Origin of the sequence: Parathalassolituus penaei, assembly GCF_026626885.1 — a bacterium.
Taxonomy (GTDB): Bacteria; Pseudomonadota; Gammaproteobacteria; order Pseudomonadales; family Oceanobacteraceae; genus Oceanobacter; species Oceanobacter penaei.
This window is the reverse complement of sequence record NZ_JAPNOA010000029.1, coordinates 282,504-302,773: the sequence shown is the minus strand read 5'-3', so window position 1 is coordinate 302,773 and position 20,270 is coordinate 282,504. Positions and strand designations below refer to the sequence as shown.

20 protein-coding genes are annotated in these 20,270 nt (G+C 56.2%); 8 read left to right on the top strand and 12 right to left on the bottom strand.

Annotated features, from left to right (window positions below; genetic code table 11):
• The first annotated feature begins 132 nt into the window (after positions 1-132).
• Positions 133-546 carry a hypothetical protein gene (locus OUO13_RS12770; RefSeq protein WP_283174273.1) on the top strand — a complete coding sequence of 138 codons (414 nt, stop codon included), beginning with the start codon at positions 133-135 and terminating at the stop codon, positions 544-546.
• Positions 547-724: 178 nt separating this feature from the next.
• On the opposite strand, the gene nhaD is transcribed toward OUO13_RS12770, so the two are convergent.
• Both nhaD and OUO13_RS12760 read right to left on the bottom strand, forming a co-directional pair.
• Positions 725-1,981, bottom strand: a complete 1,257-nt coding sequence (nhaD, locus tag OUO13_RS12765; protein ID WP_283174272.1) for a sodium:proton antiporter NhaD — start codon at positions 1,979-1,981, stop codon at positions 725-727.
• A gap of 196 nt (positions 1,982-2,177) precedes the next feature.
• On the bottom strand, positions 2,178-2,804 hold the full coding sequence (locus OUO13_RS12760; protein WP_283174271.1) for a cyclic nucleotide-binding domain-containing protein: 627 nt from the start codon (positions 2,802-2,804) through the stop codon (positions 2,178-2,180).
• Between the two features lie 190 nt (positions 2,805-2,994).
• Here OUO13_RS12760 and OUO13_RS12755 point away from each other — a divergent pair, with 190 nt between their 5' ends.
• Complete coding sequence (locus OUO13_RS12755; RefSeq protein ID WP_283174270.1) at positions 2,995-3,531, top strand: DUF924 family protein; 537 nt, start codon at positions 2,995-2,997, stop codon at positions 3,529-3,531.
• On the opposite strand, the gene OUO13_RS12750 is transcribed toward OUO13_RS12755, so the two are convergent.
• From OUO13_RS12750 to OUO13_RS12730, 5 genes are all read right to left on the bottom strand, one after another.
• Positions 3,506-4,102 (bottom strand): methylated-DNA--[protein]-cysteine S-methyltransferase, encoded by a 597-nt coding sequence (locus OUO13_RS12750; protein ID WP_283174269.1) that lies wholly within the window; start codon positions 4,100-4,102, stop codon positions 3,506-3,508. The genes OUO13_RS12755 and OUO13_RS12750 overlap by 26 nt on opposite strands.
• Before the next feature lie 21 nt (positions 4,103-4,123).
• Entirely contained in the window at positions 4,124-5,335 is a 1,212-nt protein-coding gene (locus tag OUO13_RS12745) for an MFS transporter (protein WP_283174268.1), read from the bottom strand.
• A 148-nt stretch (positions 5,336-5,483) separates the two neighbouring features.
• Positions 5,484-6,218, bottom strand: coding sequence for an oxygen-binding di-iron domain-containing protein (locus tag OUO13_RS12740; RefSeq protein ID WP_283174267.1), 735 nt, complete (start codon positions 6,216-6,218; stop codon positions 5,484-5,486).
• A 13-nt stretch (positions 6,219-6,231) separates the two neighbouring features.
• Complete coding sequence (locus OUO13_RS12735; protein ID WP_283174266.1) at positions 6,232-6,822, bottom strand: hypothetical protein; 591 nt, start codon at positions 6,820-6,822, stop codon at positions 6,232-6,234.
• Between the two features lie 64 nt (positions 6,823-6,886).
• Entirely contained in the window at positions 6,887-8,275 is a 1,389-nt protein-coding gene (locus tag OUO13_RS12730; RefSeq protein ID WP_283174265.1) for a DUF3530 family protein, read from the bottom strand.
• 105 nt (positions 8,276-8,380) lie between these two features.
• Between OUO13_RS12730 and rpe the strand changes: the two genes are divergently transcribed.
• From rpe to OUO13_RS12705, 5 genes are all read left to right on the top strand, one after another.
• Complete coding sequence (gene rpe / locus OUO13_RS12725; protein ID WP_283174264.1) at positions 8,381-9,067, top strand: ribulose-phosphate 3-epimerase; 687 nt, start codon at positions 8,381-8,383, stop codon at positions 9,065-9,067.
• 2 nt (positions 9,068-9,069) lie between these two features.
• Positions 9,070-9,783 (top strand): phosphoglycolate phosphatase, encoded by a 714-nt coding sequence (locus OUO13_RS12720; protein ID WP_346429354.1) that lies wholly within the window; start codon positions 9,070-9,072, stop codon positions 9,781-9,783.
• A gap of 15 nt (positions 9,784-9,798) precedes the next feature.
• Positions 9,799-10,401, top strand: coding sequence for an outer membrane beta-barrel protein (locus OUO13_RS12715; RefSeq protein ID WP_283174263.1), 603 nt, complete (start codon positions 9,799-9,801; stop codon positions 10,399-10,401).
• Positions 10,402-10,406: 5 nt separating this feature from the next.
• Entirely contained in the window at positions 10,407-12,125 is a 1,719-nt protein-coding gene (locus OUO13_RS12710; RefSeq protein WP_283174262.1) for a DNA recombination protein RmuC, read from the top strand.
• Positions 12,126-12,313: 188 nt separating this feature from the next.
• Complete coding sequence (locus OUO13_RS12705; protein WP_283174261.1) at positions 12,314-14,197, top strand: GGDEF domain-containing protein; 1,884 nt, start codon at positions 12,314-12,316, stop codon at positions 14,195-14,197.
• Between the two features lie 26 nt (positions 14,198-14,223).
• Here the strand turns inward: OUO13_RS12705 and OUO13_RS12700 are convergent, their stop codons facing one another.
• Together OUO13_RS12700 and OUO13_RS12695 are read right to left on the bottom strand one after the other, a co-directional pair.
• Entirely contained in the window at positions 14,224-14,418 is a 195-nt protein-coding gene (locus tag OUO13_RS12700; protein WP_283174260.1) for a DUF2256 domain-containing protein, read from the bottom strand.
• Positions 14,419-14,444: 26 nt separating this feature from the next.
• Positions 14,445-15,974: a cryptochrome/photolyase family protein gene (locus OUO13_RS12695; RefSeq protein WP_283174259.1), complete on the bottom strand. Its 1,530-nt coding sequence runs from the start codon at positions 15,972-15,974 to the stop codon at positions 14,445-14,447.
• 185 nt (positions 15,975-16,159) lie between these two features.
• On the opposite strand from OUO13_RS12695, the gene OUO13_RS12690 reads away from it, so the two are divergent.
• Entirely contained in the window at positions 16,160-16,558 is a 399-nt protein-coding gene (locus OUO13_RS12690) for a GlcG/HbpS family heme-binding protein (RefSeq protein WP_283174258.1), read from the top strand.
• A gap of 63 nt (positions 16,559-16,621) precedes the next feature.
• Here OUO13_RS12690 and OUO13_RS12685 read toward each other — a convergent pair whose 3' ends face one another.
• The 3 genes from OUO13_RS12685 to OUO13_RS12675 form a co-directional block, all read right to left on the bottom strand.
• Positions 16,622-18,082, bottom strand: coding sequence for a flagellar hook-length control protein FliK (locus OUO13_RS12685; protein ID WP_283174257.1), 1,461 nt, complete (start codon positions 18,080-18,082; stop codon positions 16,622-16,624).
• A 95-nt stretch (positions 18,083-18,177) separates the two neighbouring features.
• Positions 18,178-18,540 carry an Hpt domain-containing protein gene (locus OUO13_RS12680; RefSeq protein ID WP_283174256.1) on the bottom strand — a complete coding sequence of 121 codons (363 nt, stop codon included), beginning with the start codon at positions 18,538-18,540 and terminating at the stop codon, positions 18,178-18,180.
• Positions 18,541-18,543: 3 nt separating this feature from the next.
• Positions 18,544-20,262 carry an ATP-binding SpoIIE family protein phosphatase gene (locus OUO13_RS12675; protein ID WP_283174255.1) on the bottom strand — a complete coding sequence of 573 codons (1,719 nt, stop codon included), beginning with the start codon at positions 20,260-20,262 and terminating at the stop codon, positions 18,544-18,546.
• Positions 20,263-20,270: the final 8 nt, after the last annotated feature.

The following is a 20,270-nucleotide window of genomic DNA, read 5'->3' as shown; positions in this document are numbered from 1 at the left end:
GTGGGTAAATACAGCGTTGTCGGGCACCGCATGATCAGGCGGCGTCTGTGTCTGTTGATCCTCGGGATATTTGGCCTGGCAGGCTGCCATGGTGATGACGAACAGCCCATCTTGCGGGGAGTTAAAAGCACCTTGACCAGTACGGCTGTGCTGAGTGCTGACCCGGAAGAGGCGGTGCCGGAGATCAATCTCAAGGTCGCCATGCCATTAACCGATCTTGATCGTGCCAACAGCCGGATTCAGGACAAACCCGAGTTGCCCAGCCAGCGTCAGGCGCGTCTGGAGGCTCGTGAGAAACAACCACTAAATCTGACATTACCCAATATGGAATGGGACAACAGCAACGATGAAAGCCCGTCGCACCTGTTACCGGACGATATGTTCGAGCGTCAGGCGCCGGAAAGCCGAGTTGGGGTATCGGGCAAGATTCTGTGGGATGAAACCGAAAAGGATCAGACTGAGGTCAAACCAATCAGTGAAAGTATTACCAGCCTGCAGAACGATATTGACGGTGGTGAAGTCGAAGTGCGGATCCGCCTGCCATGAAATTTTAACACTCGACGGTTATGGTCGCTGCCCGTGAGTATCCGGGTGGATGGCAAGCCGTACAGCATTCGCCCGAAAACAAAAACGCCACGTGGATACGTGGCGTTTTTGTTGATGCAGCTTGTCTGGCTGGTGATCAGGGGCAAAGCGACCATAAACCGCTTTGCCAACTTGCTGATCAGGCCAGAATACGGGCCAGCATCAGGGACGCTACAAAGCCTGATGAATAGGCAATCAGCAGCGGAGCTGTGTACTTCAGGTATGAACCGAAGGTCAGATCTTCCAGCTTGCTCATGGCCACGATACCGGCGGCCGAACCGATGACCAGCAGGGAGCCACCTACACCGACTGCGTAAGTCAGAGACAACCAGCCTTCAAGGTCCATATGGATGTCAGCTTTCAACAGCGCTGCAGTCAGTGGCACGTTGTCGATCAGTGCTGACAGCAGGCCCATCAGGTAGTTGGCAGCCCATGGAGGCAGTACATCGTACAGTTTTACGAAGGTGTCGAGGGCGTGGATTTCTTTCAGTGCACCTACCAGCAGCAGGATGCCCAGGAAGAACATCAGGGTGTCGAACTCGATACGACGGATATAGTTCATGATCGGGTCATCTTCGGTGTCCTGGCCAAAGGCACGGGCTACCAGGAACATGATGGACAGACCGGTCAGGAAGGTCAGTACTGGTGGAATATCAAACATCACGTTGCCGGTGATGGTGCTCAGAATGGTGAGGGCAAAAATAATGGCGATAACGTAATCGACTTTGGCCAGAGGGTGGCTCTTTTTCTGAATCACGGCCACTTCGTTCAGTGGGCGTGCCAGCAGTACGGCCAGTACCATTACAGCGCCAAATGCAGGCAGGGACAGCAGAATCAGTTCAGTGATGGTGACCTTGCCTTCCAGGAAGATCATCAGGGTGGTGACGTCGCCAGTGATCATGGCAACACCACCGGAGTTCACGCCAAAAATGACCACGGCTGCAAAACGCAAGGTCTTGCGACGGTCGAGATTCAGGGATAGTACCAGGGCCACACAGATCAGGGTTGCCGTGATATTGTCAACAATCGAGGAAAACAGGAACGCGAAAGTACCAGTCATGATCAGAAGGGTACGCTCGCTGACTCGGCTTGGCAGTACCTTGTAGATCAGAGTTTCAATCAGACCTTTCTGGTTCAGATACACCACAAAAGTCATGGCGGAAATCAGGAACAACCACAGGCTGGCGATTTCACCGATGTTTTCTTCCAGACCTGTGATAACAGCGGCGTGCCCCATGTCGCTGTCCATTGATGACAGAAACAACAGTACCCAGGACGTTGCACCAAAAAACAGAACAGATTGTGCCTTGTTGACGTGAATAACTTCTTCCAGAACAACGCCCAATAACCCAAGGATCGCCAGTAAGATGACGATCAAATCGATTGTGTCAAACATAAATCTCCCGAAGGGATATTCCCCAAAAAATGAAAAGTGGGGCATTCTATGTCAGTGGTCGATGGGTGGAAAAGCACTCATGTATGGAACATGCCGATACTTTGGTTCTGCTACATAGGTAATTGCCGGGAATGACGGTATAGACATTACACTCAGGGTCCATTAGACCCTGAGGTAAGCAAGGTCGTAAAACTGATCAGGCGTTAACCAGAGAGGCGTTCCAGTCACTGAGCAGTTCACACAGTACGTGTGCCTGTTTGTGCAGGGCCTCGAGTTCTGCTTCGGTGTTGCGTGGACCGGTGAAAATCGGAATGGTACGCAGACGTGGCACCAGCGGATGGTTCGGATTGGCAATCCGGTTTTTCTCGACGTTCCAGCGCACGTTGGAGTTGAGCATACGGAAGAAACTCAGCTTGGTTTCCAGTGAAAACACGTTGAAATCGTTGATGTCCTGGAAGTGTTCGTAGCTGATACCGGCCAGAATGGCATTGCGGCTGCGCACACGCAGGGATGCAGAACGTTTCTGGTCCAGTACCATGGCCATCACACCCAGCATCTCTCCGGCATTGATGATGTTCAGGGAGACCAGATTATCATCAGCCAGCACATCCAGCTCACCACGCAGAAGGAAATACAGAATATTAGCTGCCTCATCCTTGTGTAGGATGATCTCTCCCTGATCGGCAATACCAAAACGGGATACGCTCATCAGCAGTTCGAACTGGGACGGGTCGTTGTGGATCAGTTCCTTGAAAAATGTCACACCATTCAGCAGACGATGTAAAGTCTCGGGTGGACACTCTTCTCTGGTAATGCGGCGCATATAGTTTCCTGCGAATTCTGTACAATCCTGGCCTCGACTATATCACGGTGTTGAGTAATGAATAGTGGATGACGTCAATCATATGCTCTAAGTTTGAAACTGAGGCGCCAATATTTGGCAATACAGAAGCTGGTGACGTTCGCCAAAGCTGCCGTTACCATCGGCTTTTTGATCGACCAAGGTTTTCACCATGTTCTGGCAAGTAATCGACTTTTGGTTTGAAGAGTCCGATCCGCGTGACTGGTTCCGTAAGGACCCTGATTTTGACGAGCAGCTCCGTCAGCGTTTTGGCCAGACCTGGCAACAGGCGGTGAACGGTGAATTGCACGGCTGGCGTACGGAGCCGCTGGGGCGTTTGGCCGAAGTAATTGTGCTCGACCAGTTTTCCCGCAACCTGTTTCGGGATTCGCCAGTGGCGTTTGCTGCTGATGGTCAGGCGCTGGTGCTGGCGCAAGAAGCCATGCGTCAGGGCGCCGAGCAAGAGCTGACCCAGATTCAGCGTAACTTCCTGTATATGCCGTTTATGCACAGCGAAGCGCCCGTGATTCACGACTGGGCGCTGGCGCTGTTCAAGGGAAATGGCATTGAAGCGTCGCTGGAGGCTGAAATTCGCCACAAGGCAATTATTGACCGTTTTGGTCGATATCCGCACCGTAATGCGGTGTTGGGGCGGGTCTCCACCCCGGAAGAGCTGGAGTTTCTTACCCAGCCGGGGTCTTCATTTTAAGCGCGCCTTCGTTTTCCAGCATCTGGCGTTTGCGCTCCAGCCCCCAGTAATAGCCGCCCAGGCCGCCATCCTGATTGATAACCCGATGACAGGGGATCAGCCAGCCAATCGGGTTGGCGGCTACGGCGCCACCAATGGCGCGGGCGGCATTGGGCGTTCCCAGAATCGCCGCCAGCTGGCCATAACTGGTGGTCTGTCCGCGTGGAATGGTCAGCAAGGCTTGCCATACCTGCAAACGAAACGGGCTGCCACAGAGCACTACCGGTGCGCGAATGTCTTCGCCGCGTTCCAGCGGCTGCAGATAATCCTGCTGACGCTGGATCACCCCCTCCGGATCAGCCTGTACTTTTGAGCGTGGCCAACGTGAATGTAATTCCGCCTTGGCACGCGCCTGGTCGGTACTGTCAACAAACCCCAGATAACACAGTCCCTGTTCGGTCCAGCCCAGCAGGCAGGTGCCGTATTGGCTGTTGGCGAATCCATAACGGATCAATGGCGGGCTGCAGGCCGGGCCATTGACCGGTTTCCAGATAAAAGCAGTACAGCATTCCAGTGGTAATACAGGTTGCATGATTCTCTCCCGGTGTCCGTGTTACGACTGCCCGGCATGCGGACGTTGCAAGGTTTCTTTCATTCGGCTGACCATGGCCAATCCGGCTACACCGGTCAGGGCTACCAGCTGGGTTCCGACCAGAAGTGTGGTGATGCCCAGCAAGCCACCAATAGCGATGGGCGCGGCAGCATTGCCGACATCGGACACCAGCTTCCAGACCCCCAGAAAACGGGCGCGGCCTTTTTCAGGAGCGTGATCTGATCCCAGTACCATCACCAGTCCAGCGCTGATGCCGTTGGCAAAACCAACCAGCAGTGCAGCTGCCAGCAGAGTCGCGTAACTGTCGGCCCAGCCGACCAGAGCCAGACCGATGGCAAAAATCAGCAGGCTGGCGACGGCCACCGGCTTGCGGCCGTTTTTGTCCATCACAATGCCCGATGGCATAAACAGCAGGGTGTCCACCGCCGCTGCCGCTGCAACAATAAAACCGATACTGGCGACATCCAGACCAATGGCGGCACCGGCCAGCGGTAACAAGGTTACTCGTCCGGCTCGCATGAATTGTAGACTGATCATGGCGAGCCCGGCGGTCATGAAGGTGTGGCGGTATTCGCTGATCACTTCGACAATGGCGCGCGGGCTATGGGAGCTGTGATCACTTTCGGCCTGGCCGGACTCGGCACCGAACAGCACGATTAGCAGTGACAGCAGGCACAGGATCACCAGACCAATAAAACTGTTCTGATAACCGATGGCACTGGCGACCAGACCACCGATTAATGGGCCGAGAAGGGCACCAACCCGCATGGCTCCGGCCATCAGGGAAATGGCCCGGCCACGTTGATGCGGTGCTGCGCGTTGAGTGACATAGGCCTGGCGGCCGATCAGGGAAAACGACATACCAAAACCGGCGATAAATCCCCCCACGGCCAGCAGCATGGGGTCGGTTACCACGGCGATGATGCCGTAACCCACGCAGTAACCTGTGGTGCCGCACAGCAGACTGGCCTTGTCACCCCAGCGCCCGGCGACCATGGCGGCAGGAATATCACCGATCAGCTGGCCGATTCCGCGAGTTCCCAGTATCAGGGCGGCAATCGAGGCGTCATAACCCAACTCCAGAACATACAGAGGCAGCAATACCATCACCGCGGTTTGCACCGTGGCGGTGGTTGCACCTGGCACAAACACCGGCCACATGAGACTGGATAGCAGATCACGAATAGAAGGGGAAGGAGCAGTGGATGACACGGACACAACCTGCAGCACATAAAAAAATCATGCTACTCCAGCTGTGCCGTGGCGACGATCACAGTTATTGATACCAACTATCTGTTTCCGAAAACCACCCAATGGTGGTTCTGGAGGTCTGACTGTTCTTTAGTGTGGACAGTTGGACTTAACGAATAGCAATGCCCACGGGCAGTTCTTCAAACCAGTTGAGGAACTCGGTCACGTGCTGTTTCTGGAACAGACGGCCGTGTTGAGGTGCCATCACGTTTACATCGAGCTGACGCACACGCCGCACCCAGTCGAGTTTGGCTTCGTTGGAGGGCATCCAGCGCTGGTGGAACTTGCGCATTTTCGGGGTGTGCGCCGCCATGTTGTCGACAAACAACGGCGCATCGGTACCTTCCAGCGCGGCCCCCACATCCCCACTCATCAGGATCTTGGCTTTTGGATCGTAGACGTGGAAATTGCCAGACGAGTGCAGGTAATGCGCCGGGATAAACTGCACCTGGATTCGGCCTAGCCCCAGGGTCAGGCCTTCATCCGGAATCGGACAATACTGGATACGCTCCATACCAAAGTGACGAATAAAACTTTCCCACAGCCAGGGCGAATACAGCTTGGCGTTGGGCAGTGCCTGATCCCACAACCCCAGCGAGGAAATAATGTCCGGGTCCTGGTGGCTGGCAAACAGGTGGGTAATCTGGTCGGTCGGCACAAATTTCAGAACCGCTGACAGCATCGGTGCAAACAACTCAATACCGCCCGGATCAAGCAACATGGCCTGATCACCGCTCTGGATCATGTACTGGTTGGTGTCGATGATACCGTCGGACTTGTTCGGATCGCGGCCGAACATGATCCAGCGATGATCTCCGTCCTCGTAGATGATGTTGGCTTGCATGGGGTCTCCTGTCTCAGGTGTGTTTCTGATTTAGCAGGCGACGAGCCGTGCTGAGGTGTTGACGGATCTGGTTGGCGGTTGCCGTGATATTGGCAGCAATCACTTCCAGCTGGGCGCGGAAATCACCCGCAGATGAAGCTTCAACCTTGCTGGAGGTGGCAATCAGGTTGGCAGTACGAATGTGTTTGTCACCTTCCTCCAGCTGCGCTTCCAGCTCGCGGATACCACGGGTCAGCATTTGCGAGAGATGTTCACGTTCGTCGTAACAGGTGCGCATGGCGTTACGCAGGGATTCACCGTGAGCCAGCTGCTGGCGTTCAATCCACTGGAATTTGTCGGCGGCAGTATTGGCGCGCCAGAGCGATACGGCCTGTTGCGACAAACCTTCTGATACGCCGTTGATGTATTGGGACTGGCGAATGATGTCGCTGGCCAACTCATCAATAAAATGGGTAATGGCTTTGAAACCGACCGTTTTGGAGCCCGCTCGTACCGCCAGTGCACGGGCATTCTTGGCGGTGAGGGCCAGACCTTTGGCTTCCAGCATGGCCTGATGCAGCTCGGCGGCAATACTGGCGGCGGTTACAAATATAGGTGTTGGCATAACAGACTTCCTGTTTTGTCCTTTGGCTAAAAACAGTATAGAAGGGGTTTCTGAGCCTGCCCGGTCAGCGCCGCCCTAATTCTGTTCCTGCCGCATTGGTTTTTAACCAGCCGCGTACCAGCCGCACCAGTTCATCGTTATCAATTCGTCCTGCTACTGTCACCAGCTTGTACTGGCGGTAGCGCGCATGGCGCTGATGACGCATGGCACCGGCCCGCGCTTCGATTTCAGCCTCAGGGAGGTCGGGCGGGTACTGGCTGCTGATGACGTCCAGCACCGGTACAACTATCTCGGGAAGACTGCTGATCAGTGGCAGTGCGGCCGCCGGGTGATTGTTGGCCTGCAATAACACCAGATTGAGGCCAGCTTGCGCGTCGCCTTTTTCGTTCAGTTCGGTGTGTTCCTGCACGTAACGGATGGCCCAGCTGCTGTTATGGCCGCTGGCAATCACCACCCGGTTCAGCTGGCCGCGGGTTTCCAGATAGTCCATTGCCGCTGTAATGCGCGCCATGGTCTGCGCCTGCCAGATGGCCTGACGCTGTTGCAGGGTCAGGGGTTTGGGCTCTGCCGCGACTGGCGTGCTGGTATCGCCCACTGGCGCCTGACTGTTGTTGGCGGTGGAGCCAGTATCGGGCGTGGTGCCGGGAGTATCGCTGCTGGTCGATGGTGTGCCGGTGTCCGGACCGGCAGGCGCTGGTGGTGTATCCGCAGCTGCCTGTGGTGGTGGCGGCGGTTGTACATCGTTGCTTGCAGGGCTTGTTGCTGCTGCGGGAGATGCGGCGCTATCGGTTGTTGTGGCGGCTGTAGCGGTGGTGCCGTTATTGGCCGTGGGCGCACCGTCAGCCGGAGTTTCCTGCGTCCCAGCCGGTTTGTACTGGCTGGCCGGTGGCACCTGATACAGCGGCGCATCGGTGAGTTCGATGGTCAGCGTCGCCCAGCCGTATTGCGGTAGCTGTTGCTGCAGCGGTGCAATCATCTCTGGCCATAAAAGATGCTGGTCGCGGTCATGCAGGATCAGGGCAGCTCCCTGCGGTTTGCCGGCACTTTCCTGCACAAACAACCCACCGAAGGGCTCGTCATTGGCAACGAGTTTGACCCTCTCACCCGCAATCAGGGTTCCTTGCAGATACTGGTACACCGCCGTACGCCGGTTTTTGCCAGTGTCGGGAGTGACTCTTGGTGGAGCCGGAGGTGGGGCTGCGGTATCGGCAGTCGTCGCAGAGTCTGCATTAGCGGTGCCAGCGTTGTTACCATCGGTGTTTGCAGCGGTGGCCTCCGTAGCCTGACCGGCCGTGGCATCGGTTGCAGTGCCGGTCGATGCGGCTGGTGGGTCCTCTGCCGCGACCGGCGGCACCAGCAATCCCAAGCCTGCCGTGAGTGCCAGCAGCACGGACGGCAGGCGTCGTGTTTGTATGCGCTTTTGTAGGCGCTCTTGTGAAGTATCGTGATTCATTTTTCTGACACTGGCAGCCGTTGCTTCGGAAGCTGCAAAAGCTGTTCCCAGTGTCCGGGAGTGACTTTACAATAGCGGGCTCATTCATCTCATACCCGAGTCACCATGTCTGAATTCCTGATTGCTCCTTCTATTCTGTCTGCTGATTTTGCCCGCCTTGGCGACGACGTTGCCGCGGTCATGGATGCCGGTGCCGATGTTGTGCACTTCGATGTGATGGACAACCACTATGTGCCGAACCTCACCATTGGCCCAATGGTGTGCAAGGCGCTGAAAAAGCATCTGGATGCTCGTGGTATTGCAGCACCGATCGACGTGCACCTGATGGTCAGCCCGGTGGATCGCCTGATTGGTGAGTTTGCCGAAGCGGGTGCCACCTACATTACGTTCCACCCGGAGGCCTCTGATCACATCGACCGCAGCCTGCAGTTGATCAAGTCCTACGGTTGCAAGGCTGGTCTGGTATTCAACCCGGCCACTCCGCTGCACTACCTGGACTACGTGATGGACAAGCTGGATGTGATCCTGCTGATGTCGGTTAACCCGGGCTTTGGTGGCCAGTCCTTTATTCCGGCGACTCTGGATAAACTGCGTCAGGCGCGTGCCCGTATTGATGCCAGTGGTTATGACATCCGTCTGGAAATTGACGGTGGCGTCAAGGTCGACAACATTGCCGAAATCGCAGCGGCCGGTGCCGATATGTTTGTGGCCGGTTCGGCGATTTTCAGCCAGCCAGACTACAAAGCCGTGATTGACCAGATGCGTGCCGAACTGGCACGAGTGAAAGGCTGATCATGCGCTGGATGCCCGCCATCAGTGAGCATTTCAACCACAGCGCCGGCCAGTCTGGCCCGGCGCTGGTGATGTTTGACCTCGACGGCACCCTGATCGACAGCGTGCCCGATCTTGCCGCCGCGGTGGACCGCATGCTGTTGCAGCTTGAGCGTCCGCTGGCGGGTACAGAAAAGGTCAGCCATTGGGTTGGTAATGGTTCGGAAATGCTGGTGCGTCGGGCATTGGCCGATGGTAACGAGTTACAGGCCATGGCGCTGCCCGCTACCGAAGTGGAGCCAGCCCGAGCCCTGTTTAACGAGGCCTACCTGGGTGCGCTTGATCACGCCACCGGCGTATTTGCCGGTGTTCAGACCTTGCTGGACGAACTGCTGGCCAAATCGGTTCAGGTGGCGCTGGTGACCAACAAGCCGCGTCTGTTTACCGTGCCGCTGCTGCAGTCGCTCGGCTGGCAGGATACCTTCGCGGTGGTGATGTGTGGTGATGATCTGGCCGAGAAAAAGCCATCCCCGGCACCGCTGCTACATGTCTGTGAGCAGCTGGCGATTAAACCGGCCAATAGCCTGATGGTGGGCGACTCCCGTCACGATATTCGTGCCGCCCAAGCGGCTGGTATTGCCACGGTGGCCGTTACCTACGGTTATAACCACGGCGAAGACATTGCTCTGTCCAATCCGGACTGGGTGGTATCCCGTCTGGATCAACTGCTGGCCTGAGCGGCAAGGGGCATCATGGTGTTACGCAAGGCTTTGGGTATTTGTCTGGCGGCACTGGTGTTACCGGCACATGCCTTCAAAACCTACGAGGAACTGGCGCTGGGCATGGCCTGGGTGGATGTTCCCGAACGTCTGGTGACGGATGAATCTGGTGCAACGGTCGTTAGTCCGGCCTGGGATGTGCTGGCCAACCAGCTACATGTCGAAGTGGGTGTTGAACCATTTTCGTGGCTGGGGTTGGGGATCAACATGCTGTGGCAAAACGAACGCCGCGCTGAAACCTCGGACAACACCGAATCCGGTTCCGATTATCCTTACGAACAGTTCACCAATCGTGGACGTTATCGTTCCCTGAATGCTGGCTGGCGGCTGCGGGTGCAATTGCCCACCGCCGTTGCGCCGTATGCACTGGCAGGCCAGAACTGTGGCGCCAGTGATCTTGACCTGACCGATGAACAGCGACGCTGGCACGGTCACGGTTGCGCCTTTGACTGGGGCGCGGGTGTCCGTTTCCAGTCTCCGCAATATCCGGTAGCCCTGCTGCTGGAATACAACCAGGGCCACTTTGCTGATGTGGCCTACCACGGCTTTCTTGCCGGATTTCACGGGCGTTTCTGATTTTTATGCCAATTCTGTTCGACGGTTGGGCCGACATTCTGGTGTCGGCGGCGCTGGCCATGATGGTCAGTGGTCTGGTGGTGTATCGCTGGCAGCGTCATCGTTATGAAGATCTTTTACAGCAGCTGGCTGAACAGGCGGTTGAACTGGACGATTTGCGCGTTCGTTATGAACCATTAACGGCGCTGGCCGAGCAGCTGCAGCAGCAGCTGGACACCTCGCGTATGGCCGTACACGAGCAGGAACTGGAAGCCACGCGCTGGCGCGAACGCGCCAATGCCCTGCAGTTGCAATGGCAACGCCAGCAACAGCAGGTACAGCAGCAGGAACAACAGCACCGCGAACGTATCCAGCATCAGGAAGCACAGATGCGCGAACAGCAAGAGCGCCTGATGCAACAACAACGCGAGCAGCTGGAATCGTTCCAGCAGAAATCCCGCGATCAGCTCAACCTGCTGCAAACCCAGCTGCGCCAGAGTCAGGCCGAACTCGCCCGCGAACAGCAGGCGCGGGTACTGGAGCAACAACACTCCGACGAAAAACTGGCCTTGTTGCAGAACAACCGCGAGCAATTGCTGAAAGACTTCGAGCTGTTGTCGCAGAAAGTCTTTGAGCAGAAGCAGCAGCAATTCAGTGAGCACAGCAAACTCGGCCTTGATGCGGTACTGAACCCGTTCCGTGAACAGCTCGATGGCCTGCGCAAGAAAGTCGAAGACGTTTACGTCAGTGACAGCAAGGACCGCGCGGCCCTGCAGAATCAGATCAGCGAGTTGCAGCGTCTGAACCAGCAGATCACCGATGAGGCCCATGCCCTCACCACCGCACTGCGCGGTGAGCACAAAACCCAGGGGAACTGGGGCGAAATGGTGCTGGAAAACGTGCTGGAGCGTTCTGGCCTGCGTAAGGGCGAGGAATATCGTCGCGAGCAGAGTTTTCGGGACGAAGACGGTCAGGCACTGCGTCCGGATGTGATTGTGGACCTGCCGGATGGCAAACACCTGATCATTGACTCCAAGGTGTCGCTGACCGCCTATACCGACTACGTTAACGCCGATGACGACAGCAGCCGTGCGGCCGCGATTCGTCGTCATGTGGAATCGGTGCGTAACCATATCCGTGGCCTTGGCGCCAAGGCTTACCAGCAGTTACCGGGTCTGAACTCACCGGAGCTGGTATTTATGTTCATGCCGGTAGAACCGGCCTTTATGTTGGCCTTCCAGCAGGATGAAAGCCTGTTCAGCCAGGCCTTTGAGCAGAAAATTGTGGTGGTCACGCCAACCACGCTGCTGGCGACCTTGCGCACCGTTGCCAGCCTTTGGGCGTTGGAGCGCCGTAATCGTAATACCGAACAGCTGGCCGACCATGCCCGCCGTCTGTATGACAAGCTGGTGGTGGTTGTTGAGAAGTTCGAGAAAGTGGGCAACCAGCTCGATTCGGTCAACCGCAGCTGGGACGACGCCTGGAAATCTCTCAAGACTGGCCGTGGTAATCTGATCAGTCAGGCCGACGGTTTTGTAACCCTTGGTGTGCGGGTCAAAAAAGAACTGGGCCGACAGTTACGGGAAGAAGCACGTGCTGACCACGAGCTGCAGGAAGCGCTTGCCCATAGGACTGTAATCGCAGATTCCGAGGCCAACCGTGACGGGTATGCAGAAGGTGGGGCGGAACTCTCCAGTACAGCCTCGAAGAGTGGTCAGGCGCAGTTGGCACTGGAAGGCAAATAAGCTTTTGGCAGCTTCAAACCCGTTCAGCCCCATTCTGATGCGAATAGGGCAAAGCGGGATTGCATCACGAAGTTTGTATATGTTGTGCTGTCAATTGTACAAATTGTGACCGCTGATCCGTGATGTTGATGCAGGCTCGGCAGCATTAAACAGCAGGGCTATACTGGCTGCATGTTCCAGAGGTCGACATGGATATGCAACGGGTCAATGAAGGCGCTTCCTCTTTAACCACACATCGTCTGGCGTATGGGGTGGGAGGATTACTGTTGCTGTTGGCAGCGCTGGTGCTGTTTGGCTGGTTTGCAGGTATCGATTGGTTAACCCGTGGTATTGCGGGATATCCGACCATGAAGGTAAATACCGCATTGGGTTTTGTCCTGCTGGGAGCTGGATTGTTAACTACCTATCACCCGCAGCCAGAACAGCGGCGTCGGACCGCCGCGGTGGCGTTGTTGTTGGCCATTGGGAGCCTGCTGACCCTGCTGGAATACTGGTTACAACTCGATGTTGGGTTTGACCAGTTGCTGGTCGCCGATCTGCAGAGCGATGTCTATCCTGGTCGTCCATCTGAAGCCACCGCAATTGTATTTATGATTGCTGCGTTGTTGCTGATGCAGCAGTCGTCCAGTCAGTATCGGCCGCGTGATCGCTGGATCTATTCCGTGCTGTTGTCTGCCGGTTTATGCCCTGTTATGGTCGGCCTGTTTGCCTATCTTTATGAGCCCTCCTCCTTGTGGGGAATGGCCATGTTTTCGACCATGGCCATTCACACCTGTATCGCTTTTCTGCTGTTTTTTTTGACTACGGCGCTGGTGTCGCAAGACAGTCTGGTGCGTTATGTACTGTGGCGTCGCACCGAAGGTGGTCGTTTGTTCAGACGTTTGCTGTTTCCGATTCTGGTGTTCCCGATTCTGGCCGGTTGGGTGTTGCAGCAGATGGTGTCACAGCAATGGCTGCCTATGGTGTTGTCGATTGCCCTGTTTGTGATGCTCACTGGGCTTGTCAGTCTTGGTGCTCTTTATGTCAGTGTGATCCGCCTTGATCGTTGGGCGGAATTATTAAACGATGAAGTAGAGGCTCGGCATCTGGCGCAGACCAAACTGGCACTGGTGTGGAACTCTGCGCAAACGGCTGTATTGCTGTTTGATCGTCATGGCCGGGTTCTGGAAGCCAACCGCGGAGCCTGTCAGTTATTTGGATTCGACAGCCGCATATTACGAACCCGGGTTCTGACTGATCTGATTCCGGCTGTGGCTGAGGAAGAGGCGTTACAGCGTTTGCAGGCATTTTTGGCGGATGACCAGCAAGATTGCTGGAGTCTGGATGATCCAGCCCGCATTCGGGCGCAAACCCGCAGTGGCGAGCAGATTCCGATTGTGGCAGCGATCAGCAAACATCGTCTGGATAACCAGCTTTATATCGGTGCGGTGCTGATGCGGGTACCACAGTTGGCGGCCGCCATCGACCGCTTGCGCGACGATTCTTTCCGCGATGCTCTCACCGGGGTATGGAATCGAAAAAGCCTCGATTTGCGTCTGGAGCGAATCGCTGAATACGGCTTGCGCCGTGAGGCTGGCCAGATGCTCGGCGTGATTATGCTGGATATTGATTACTTCAAGAAGGTTAACGACCAGCATGGCCATACCGTGGGCGATCAGGTGTTACAGGAATTTGCGGTGCGCGTCAGCTCGGCCTTGCGTGAGGAAGACCATCTGTATCGTTATGGTGGTGAGGAGTTTCTGGCACTGGTGTGGTTTCGCCACCCGGTGGAGCTGGTGCGAGTCGCCTGCCGGATTCGGCAGCAGCTGGTGCAATCACCGCTGGTTGAGGCTCCGGTGATCAACATCACCTGCAGTATGGGCATTGCCGCCATTGTTAGTGGTGAATGTGATTTGGGTGCGATACTGGAAGAAGCCGATGCTGCCCTTTATCGGGCCAAGTCCAATGGGCGTGACAATTTTGTGCTGGCGGGCAGTCTGTTACCGGAGCATCAACGCTCAGCTCTTGCAACGCCGTCGGCCGTTAGTCGCCGTGACGAGCCGGACGTGGTTCCGACTCCGAATCTTCCTTAGGGCCCCTCTGAATAACTCGCGCAGAGTTATTCAGAGTTATTCAGAGTGTCCTTGGCAGTTTGGGAGCACGACCGGGAATCTGGCCGGTTTTTCTGACGACGACAACGTTCGCTGCAGTATTTCACCTCATCCCAGCAGTCAGCCCATTTGCGGCGCCAGCTGAACGGCCTTTGGCACACCGGGCAGATACGTTCTGGCAAATGCAGTTTTTTATGGGCCATATCACTCACTCCGTTGCCGGTACCGATCACAGCTCATCCAGATGCTCCAGCAGGTAACGGGCCCGTTCTTGCACCCGCTGACGCTGTTCGTCTTTCTGGCGCTCCAGCGATTTGTAGATCATGGTCATGCGCGGGTTTTTCTCGAAGTGCTGACGGTTTTCCTCAATAAAGTGCCAGTACAAACTGTTGAACGGGCAGCTGTTGGCGTCGGCGGCGGTTTTCACCTTGTAATGGCAGTTGCGGCAGTAGTCGGACATCCGATTGATGTACTGGCCGGAAGCTGCATAGGGTTTGCTGCCCAGCAGACCGCCGTCGGCGTGCATCACCATCCCCAGTGTGTTGGGTAATTCGACCCAGTCAAAAGCGTCGGCATACACCGCCAGATACCAGTCGCAGATTTCGACCGGCCGGATGCCCGCCAGCAGGGCGAAATTGCCGGTGATCATCAGGCGCTGGATGTGATGGGCCCAGGCATGATCGAAGGTGGTACGGAAACACTCCGACATACACTTCATGCGGGTGTTGCCGTCCCAATAATAGCGGGGCAGGGAGCGCTGGTAGCCGAGGTGATTCAGCTGGGCGTAATCGGGCATTTTCAGCCAGTAGATTTCCCGTACGTATTCGCGCCAGCCGATGATCTGGCGGATAAAACCTTCGACGGCATTTAATGGTGCCTTGCCCTGTTGCCAGGCCTGTTCGGCAGCCCGGCACACTTCCAGCGGATCAAGCAGCCCGATATTGATAGCGGCCGACAGGCGACTGTGAAACAGGAAGTCTTCGCCGGTCACCATGGCATCCTGAAAATCCCCAAACCACGGCAGGCGCTGGTCCAGAAATCGCTGCAGTTCGTCCAGTGCTGCGGCGCGTGTGGTGGGCCAATAAAAGGGCTGCAACTGGCCTGGGTGGTGACTGAAATGCTGCTGTACCAGCGCCAGCACTTCCTGATCAATGCTGTCGGTGGCTTCGACCGGGTGTGCGGGCAGGGGCGGTGAACCTTTCCATGGATTGCGGTTGTTGTGGTCGAGGTTCCACTCACCACCGGCCGGTTCGCCGTTCACCATCAGCAGGCCAGTGAGACGGCGCATTTCCCGGTAGAAAAACTCCATCCGCAATTGTTTGCGCTGGCTGGCCCATTGCTGGAACCAGCCCGGTGGGCAGATAAAACGGTCATCCTCAAACACCGTGACCGGAACACCAAGCTGGCTCGACCAGTGGTTATCCATGCTGTGTTGCAGACGGTATTCACCACAACGGGTCAGCACCACCTCGCTGGCAGGGCTCTGTTGCTGCACATGGGTCACCACCGCCAACAGGCTCTTGAGATCTGAAGCGGGGTCGTACGAGTGGTAGTGCACACGCCAGCCCGCCTGCCGAAGCTGGTTGGCAAAGTGTCGCATGGCACTGAAGATCAGTGCAATTTTCTGGAGATGGTGGGGCACGTAACTGGTTTCATCGGCGACTTCCGCCATCACCAGAATATCGTCCTGCGGATTCAACACCCGCAAGGTAGGCAGTTGCAGACTTAACTGGTCGCCCAGAATCAGACCCATACGCATGATGCAAAACCTGTAGAGCTTTGTATAAGTGTTGCATATGTACTGATGTGCGGAAAGCCCATTCCCATGCTGATACCTGTCAATCACACTGCAAAAACAATCAGGTTCGGCATAAAAGCAATTGTTCCTGTACGGCTGTGGCTCGTTACCATGCGCGCCCGTTTGCCAACAAGACAGGACATGCCATGAATCATCTGACCAGCCAGCAAGTCAAAAACATGCTGCTGCGTGCTGAAGAAAAAGCCGCCGAAATCAACGTGTTTGCCTCGATCTGCATTGTTGACGCCGGTGGCCATCTGCTCGGTTTTTCCCGTATGGACAACGCCGCGCCGGGTCCGGTGGAAGTCAGTCAGCGCAAGGCGGTGACATCGGCCTTGTTCCGTCGTGAAAGTGGTGCGTTTGGCAAGGTGGCGCGTGAGCGTCCGTTGACCGGAATTGAACTGAGCAATGGCGGCCTGGCGCTGTTTAACGGCGGTCTGCCCATCAGCTGTCAGGGTATTGCCCTGGGTGGCATTGGTGTGGCGGGTGGCACGGCCGACGAAGATCTGGAGATCGCCCGTTACGCGCTGGAAGTGCTGGGTTAATTCAGGTTCTGGCAGGCCTTTCGGGCCTGCTGTTATTGTTCTTGGCGAATTGTTCCGGGCCGATCAGGCGTAGGTACTGACCAGTCTCTGATGCTGGGTAACCCGCACCGCCGGGTTGTCAGCATCCAGCTCAACCGCCTCTGCAGTGGTGTCCTGACCACTGCCGCCAGTTCCGTTACCGCTGTTATCACCCTGATTGCCAGAGCCGGCACCCGCCTGTTGCTGGCTCTGATCCGATACGTTGAATTCATTCAGGCTCAGACCTTGCTGGGCGAGGGCATCCCGCAAGCGGTTCGACTGGGCTTCCAGTACATCCCGCACTTGCGGATGCTGGGCATGAATCTGGATGCGGGTCTGATCCTGGGAGTCCACCGTCATACGGATTTCCAGCGAGCCGAGTTCCGGCGGATCAAGATGAATACGTGCTTCCTGAATATCCTTGCCGATCAGGGTCATGATGCGACTGCCAATTTGCTGGCCCCAGGCTTCGGTGTCGGCATCCAGCGCCAGACGGGCGTCGTTACGGTTATTCAGTAATGGGTCTTGCGTTGTGCTGTTTGCCGCCGTGCTGGTCTGGCTGGTATCAACCCGGCTGTGCTGTGCCAGTTGGGTACTGAAAGCGCTGCCGGTACTGGTGCGATTGCTCGCCGTCAGATCAAGCGCATCCAGGCTGTTACTGCCGTTACTGTTCTGGGCGCCACTTTGGCCACTATCGTTAGCAGCGTTATCGGCCAGATTGCTGGTGATATTGCTGGTGAGACTGCTGTTATCCAGACGGTTATTGTCAGTTGAGCTGGCACTGCCATCGGCGGCTGAGTCAACACCATTGATTGGGCTGTCACCAAAGCGGCGAACATCGTGCATGGCTGGTAAGGCGGAATCTGTGGCTGCGTTGGTGGGAACGGCTGGCGGAGGTGTTAGCGGCAATACTGCGGACAGTGCTGCCAGGCTGTTGGCGTTTTCGCCCGTCAGTGCGTCATCTGTCAGTGTCTCGTCATCGGTATCCTTGCCCGCACTATCCATACCCGCCGAACCCGCCGCCAGTTTGCCGGGCTGAAACGCCTGCCGAATCTGTTGTAACAGATCACTGGCCATGGGAAAGGCGTCCATGCTGGTGGCACTTTCTGCGTTGGCATCGGCGGTAGCCGCGTCAAGTGCCACTGTGGTGGTGGCACTGAGACGGGTGGCGAGATTACGGAGTGGCAAACCGTTTTCGAGGCCAGCGACTGCCTGGCCATTGCTCAGCAGGCTGCTGGCCATGGCGGTGTTGGTTTGGCCCAAAGGCAAACGATTGCCGCCGGACAGAGGCAGAGCTTTGCCACCGTTGCCGGGTTGCATCTGCCCCAGTAATTCAGAAAAACCACTGCTGGCACCACTATTATCGCTGTCGGCTGTATTACCTGTGTTGGCTGCAGATGTTCCGCTGCCCGCGCCATTGCTGGTACTGGTGCTGGTTGTGCCAGCAGGGTTAGCCGTTTGAGTGGCTGCAGGGCGCAGCTCAGAGGAATGCATCAATGGAATCATCACAGCTCCCGGAGCAGGTGAGCGAAAGGTTGCTGAGATGATTTTGCAAGGTTCGGGCCAGCCAACCGATTGGCGCCGACGGGATTATGGAGCGATCAGGCTTGCAGCATTTGCTGAAAATAGTCGTGAACGACACCGGTTTCGGCACGAATGGCGTTGATCTTGTTGTGCAACTCTTGCCACTCACTGTCGTCAGGAGTGCGGTCGCGCAACAGGTCTTCCAGCTCCATGTTCAAGCGCGATAGCTCACGGGCACAGACGTTGGCGCTGGAGCCTTTGAACGAGTGTGCCTCCATGCGTAGGCCGACGGCGTTGCGGGTTTCCCATGCCAGTTCCATGGCAGGTAAACGTTTGCCAGAATCACTGATAAACAGTTCGATCAGCTCGTTGAATTCATCTTCCATGATTTCTTGTAGTGTCTGCAGGGATTCATTATCAAAGTGTTCTTGGCTGCTCATGCGTTATCCCTCTGCTGTGGGTGGCCACATAATTTCAGCCTCAACCACATTGCCTTTTTCTTTGTATTCCAATGACGTGCAGATACTGCTCAGGAGTGGAATGCCTCGGCCACAGTATCGGTGAGCGTCCCCCGGTGTGCAACGGCTGCGATTGACCATTGTTTGCCAATCAAACCCTGGGCCGCTGTCACGGAAGCGCAAGACCAATCGGCCATGCTCGACATTACCTGAGTGTTCCATCTCAATAATGACGTGGCCATTTCCCATTTGCTGGAGACGTGTTTCGCGCTCCTGGTAATAGCGCATAAATCCTTCCGGCGAATGCTTGAGGCTGGAGTCGAGGCCCAGTACACCGTGTTCCAGTGCATTCGAGTACAACTCTGACAGCACCGAATAGAGTTGTCCGTTAATACTCTGTAATCCCGGTACTTCCATGATGATGTGCATCATGAGTGGCAGAGGATTAAAGGTTTGCAGACTTTGTGGACCCAGACGATAACTGAGCGACCAGTCGAGCGGGCCACTGGCCGGAGCATTTGCCGGGCCGACAGGGGTTTCCCCCAGTAGTTCACGATCCATCATAACGACTTCCAGCAGGGTCACATCGTCATCGTTTTTCTGAGTGCCCTGAAACTCGCTGAGAGCGGTCTGGATATCCTCGAATACCAGCGTTGGGCTGATGCTGTAACGCATGACATGTTCCAGACGCTCCTGGCCAAACATTTCTCCTGCGGAGTTACGTGCTTCAAGAATGCCATCCGACCAGAAGAACAGACGGTCATCGTTGTTGAAGTTGAGGTCGATGACGGAGTCGTTAAAGCGGGCATTACTGAGCACGCCCAGCGGCAGGTGAGTGGAGCACAGAGGCTCCAGTTCGCGGTTCTTGCTGCGCAACAGGTAACCATCAGGCACTCCGCCCATCCACAGGCTGGTGGTCTTGTTGTCAAAGTCCAGCGCAGCCATGGTTGCACAGCAGAAAAAACCGACCGGCAGGATGTTGTGCAGCTTGAGGTTGATCTCGCGCACGATATCGCGGATACCAAACCCCTTGGCGGTCATGCCGTAGAAAATTTCAGCCATGGGCATGGCACCAATGGCGGCTGGCAAACCGTGGCCGGTGAAATCCCCCAGCAATACATGCATACCGCCACCTGGGCAGCGGGCCGCGAGCAGTACATCACCATTAAAAACGGCCAGCGGGGAGAGCATGTAGCGGATATTGGGTGAGGATAGGCAACCGTGGTGAGCGACGTTATCAAAAACCGCTTTGGCGGTTTCCTGTTCACGGATCAGGTGGTCGTTGTGAACAGCAATGGTATCGCGCTGTGCCTGCAAGGTCCGATGCATATCGCGCATGCGATAAAACGAGCGGATCTTGGCCTCCAGTACCACCGGGTTATAAGGCTTGTTCATAAAGTCGTCGCCCCCGGATTCGAGGCAGGCGGCGAGGTCGTGAGCATCAGTCAGTGATGTGAGGAAAATAATCGGGACCATATCCTCACCGGCTTCGGCTTTGATACAACGGGCCGCTTCCTTGCCGCCGATACCCGGCATCAGCACGTCCATCAGGACAATGTCGGGGTGATGTTCCCGAAACGCCAGGATAGCCTCTTCGCCACAGGTTGCCTCGACGACGGTGTTACCCTGATTTCGCACGATACGTGACAGAAGTTTGCGGTCGACAAGATTATCGTCGGCAATCAGCACTCGGATTCCCGTCATCTGATTCT

Coding starts and splice junctions, on each gene's coding strand:
- OUO13_RS12685 (WP_283174257.1), bottom strand. CDS start 18,082: ATGATTCCATTGATGCATTCCTCTGAGCTGCGCCCTGCAGCCACTCAA.
- rpe (WP_283174264.1), top strand. CDS start 8,381: ATGTCTGAATTCCTGATTGCTCCTTCTATTCTGTCTGCTGATTTTGCC.
- OUO13_RS12730 (WP_283174265.1), bottom strand. CDS start 8,275: ATGAATCACGATACTTCACAAGAGCGCCTACAAAAGCGCATACAAACA.
- OUO13_RS12680 (WP_283174256.1), bottom strand. CDS start 18,540: ATGAGCAGCCAAGAACACTTTGATAATGAATCCCTGCAGACACTACAA.
- OUO13_RS12710 (WP_283174262.1), top strand. CDS start 10,407: ATGCCAATTCTGTTCGACGGTTGGGCCGACATTCTGGTGTCGGCGGCG.
- OUO13_RS12695 (WP_283174259.1), bottom strand. CDS start 15,974: ATGCGTATGGGTCTGATTCTGGGCGACCAGTTAAGTCTGCAACTGCCT.
- OUO13_RS12760 (WP_283174271.1), bottom strand. CDS start 2,804: ATGCGCCGCATTACCAGAGAAGAGTGTCCACCCGAGACTTTACATCGT.
- OUO13_RS12720 (WP_346429354.1), top strand. CDS start 9,070: ATGCGCTGGATGCCCGCCATCAGTGAGCATTTCAACCACAGCGCCGGC.
- OUO13_RS12750 (WP_283174269.1), bottom strand. CDS start 4,102: ATGCAACCTGTATTACCACTGGAATGCTGTACTGCTTTTATCTGGAAA.
- OUO13_RS12690 (WP_283174258.1), top strand. CDS start 16,160: ATGAATCATCTGACCAGCCAGCAAGTCAAAAACATGCTGCTGCGTGCT.
- OUO13_RS12735 (WP_283174266.1), bottom strand. CDS start 6,822: ATGCCAACACCTATATTTGTAACCGCCGCCAGTATTGCCGCCGAGCTG.
- OUO13_RS12715 (WP_283174263.1), top strand. CDS start 9,799: ATGGTGTTACGCAAGGCTTTGGGTATTTGTCTGGCGGCACTGGTGTTA.
- nhaD (WP_283174272.1), bottom strand. CDS start 1,981: ATGTTTGACACAATCGATTTGATCGTCATCTTACTGGCGATCCTTGGG.
- OUO13_RS12705 (WP_283174261.1), top strand. CDS start 12,314: ATGGATATGCAACGGGTCAATGAAGGCGCTTCCTCTTTAACCACACAT.
- OUO13_RS12755 (WP_283174270.1), top strand. CDS start 2,995: ATGTTCTGGCAAGTAATCGACTTTTGGTTTGAAGAGTCCGATCCGCGT.
- OUO13_RS12700 (WP_283174260.1), bottom strand. CDS start 14,418: ATGGCCCATAAAAAACTGCATTTGCCAGAACGTATCTGCCCGGTGTGC.
- OUO13_RS12675 (WP_283174255.1), bottom strand. CDS start 20,262: ATGACGGGAATCCGAGTGCTGATTGCCGACGATAATCTTGTCGACCGC.
- OUO13_RS12740 (WP_283174267.1), bottom strand. CDS start 6,218: ATGCAAGCCAACATCATCTACGAGGACGGAGATCATCGCTGGATCATG.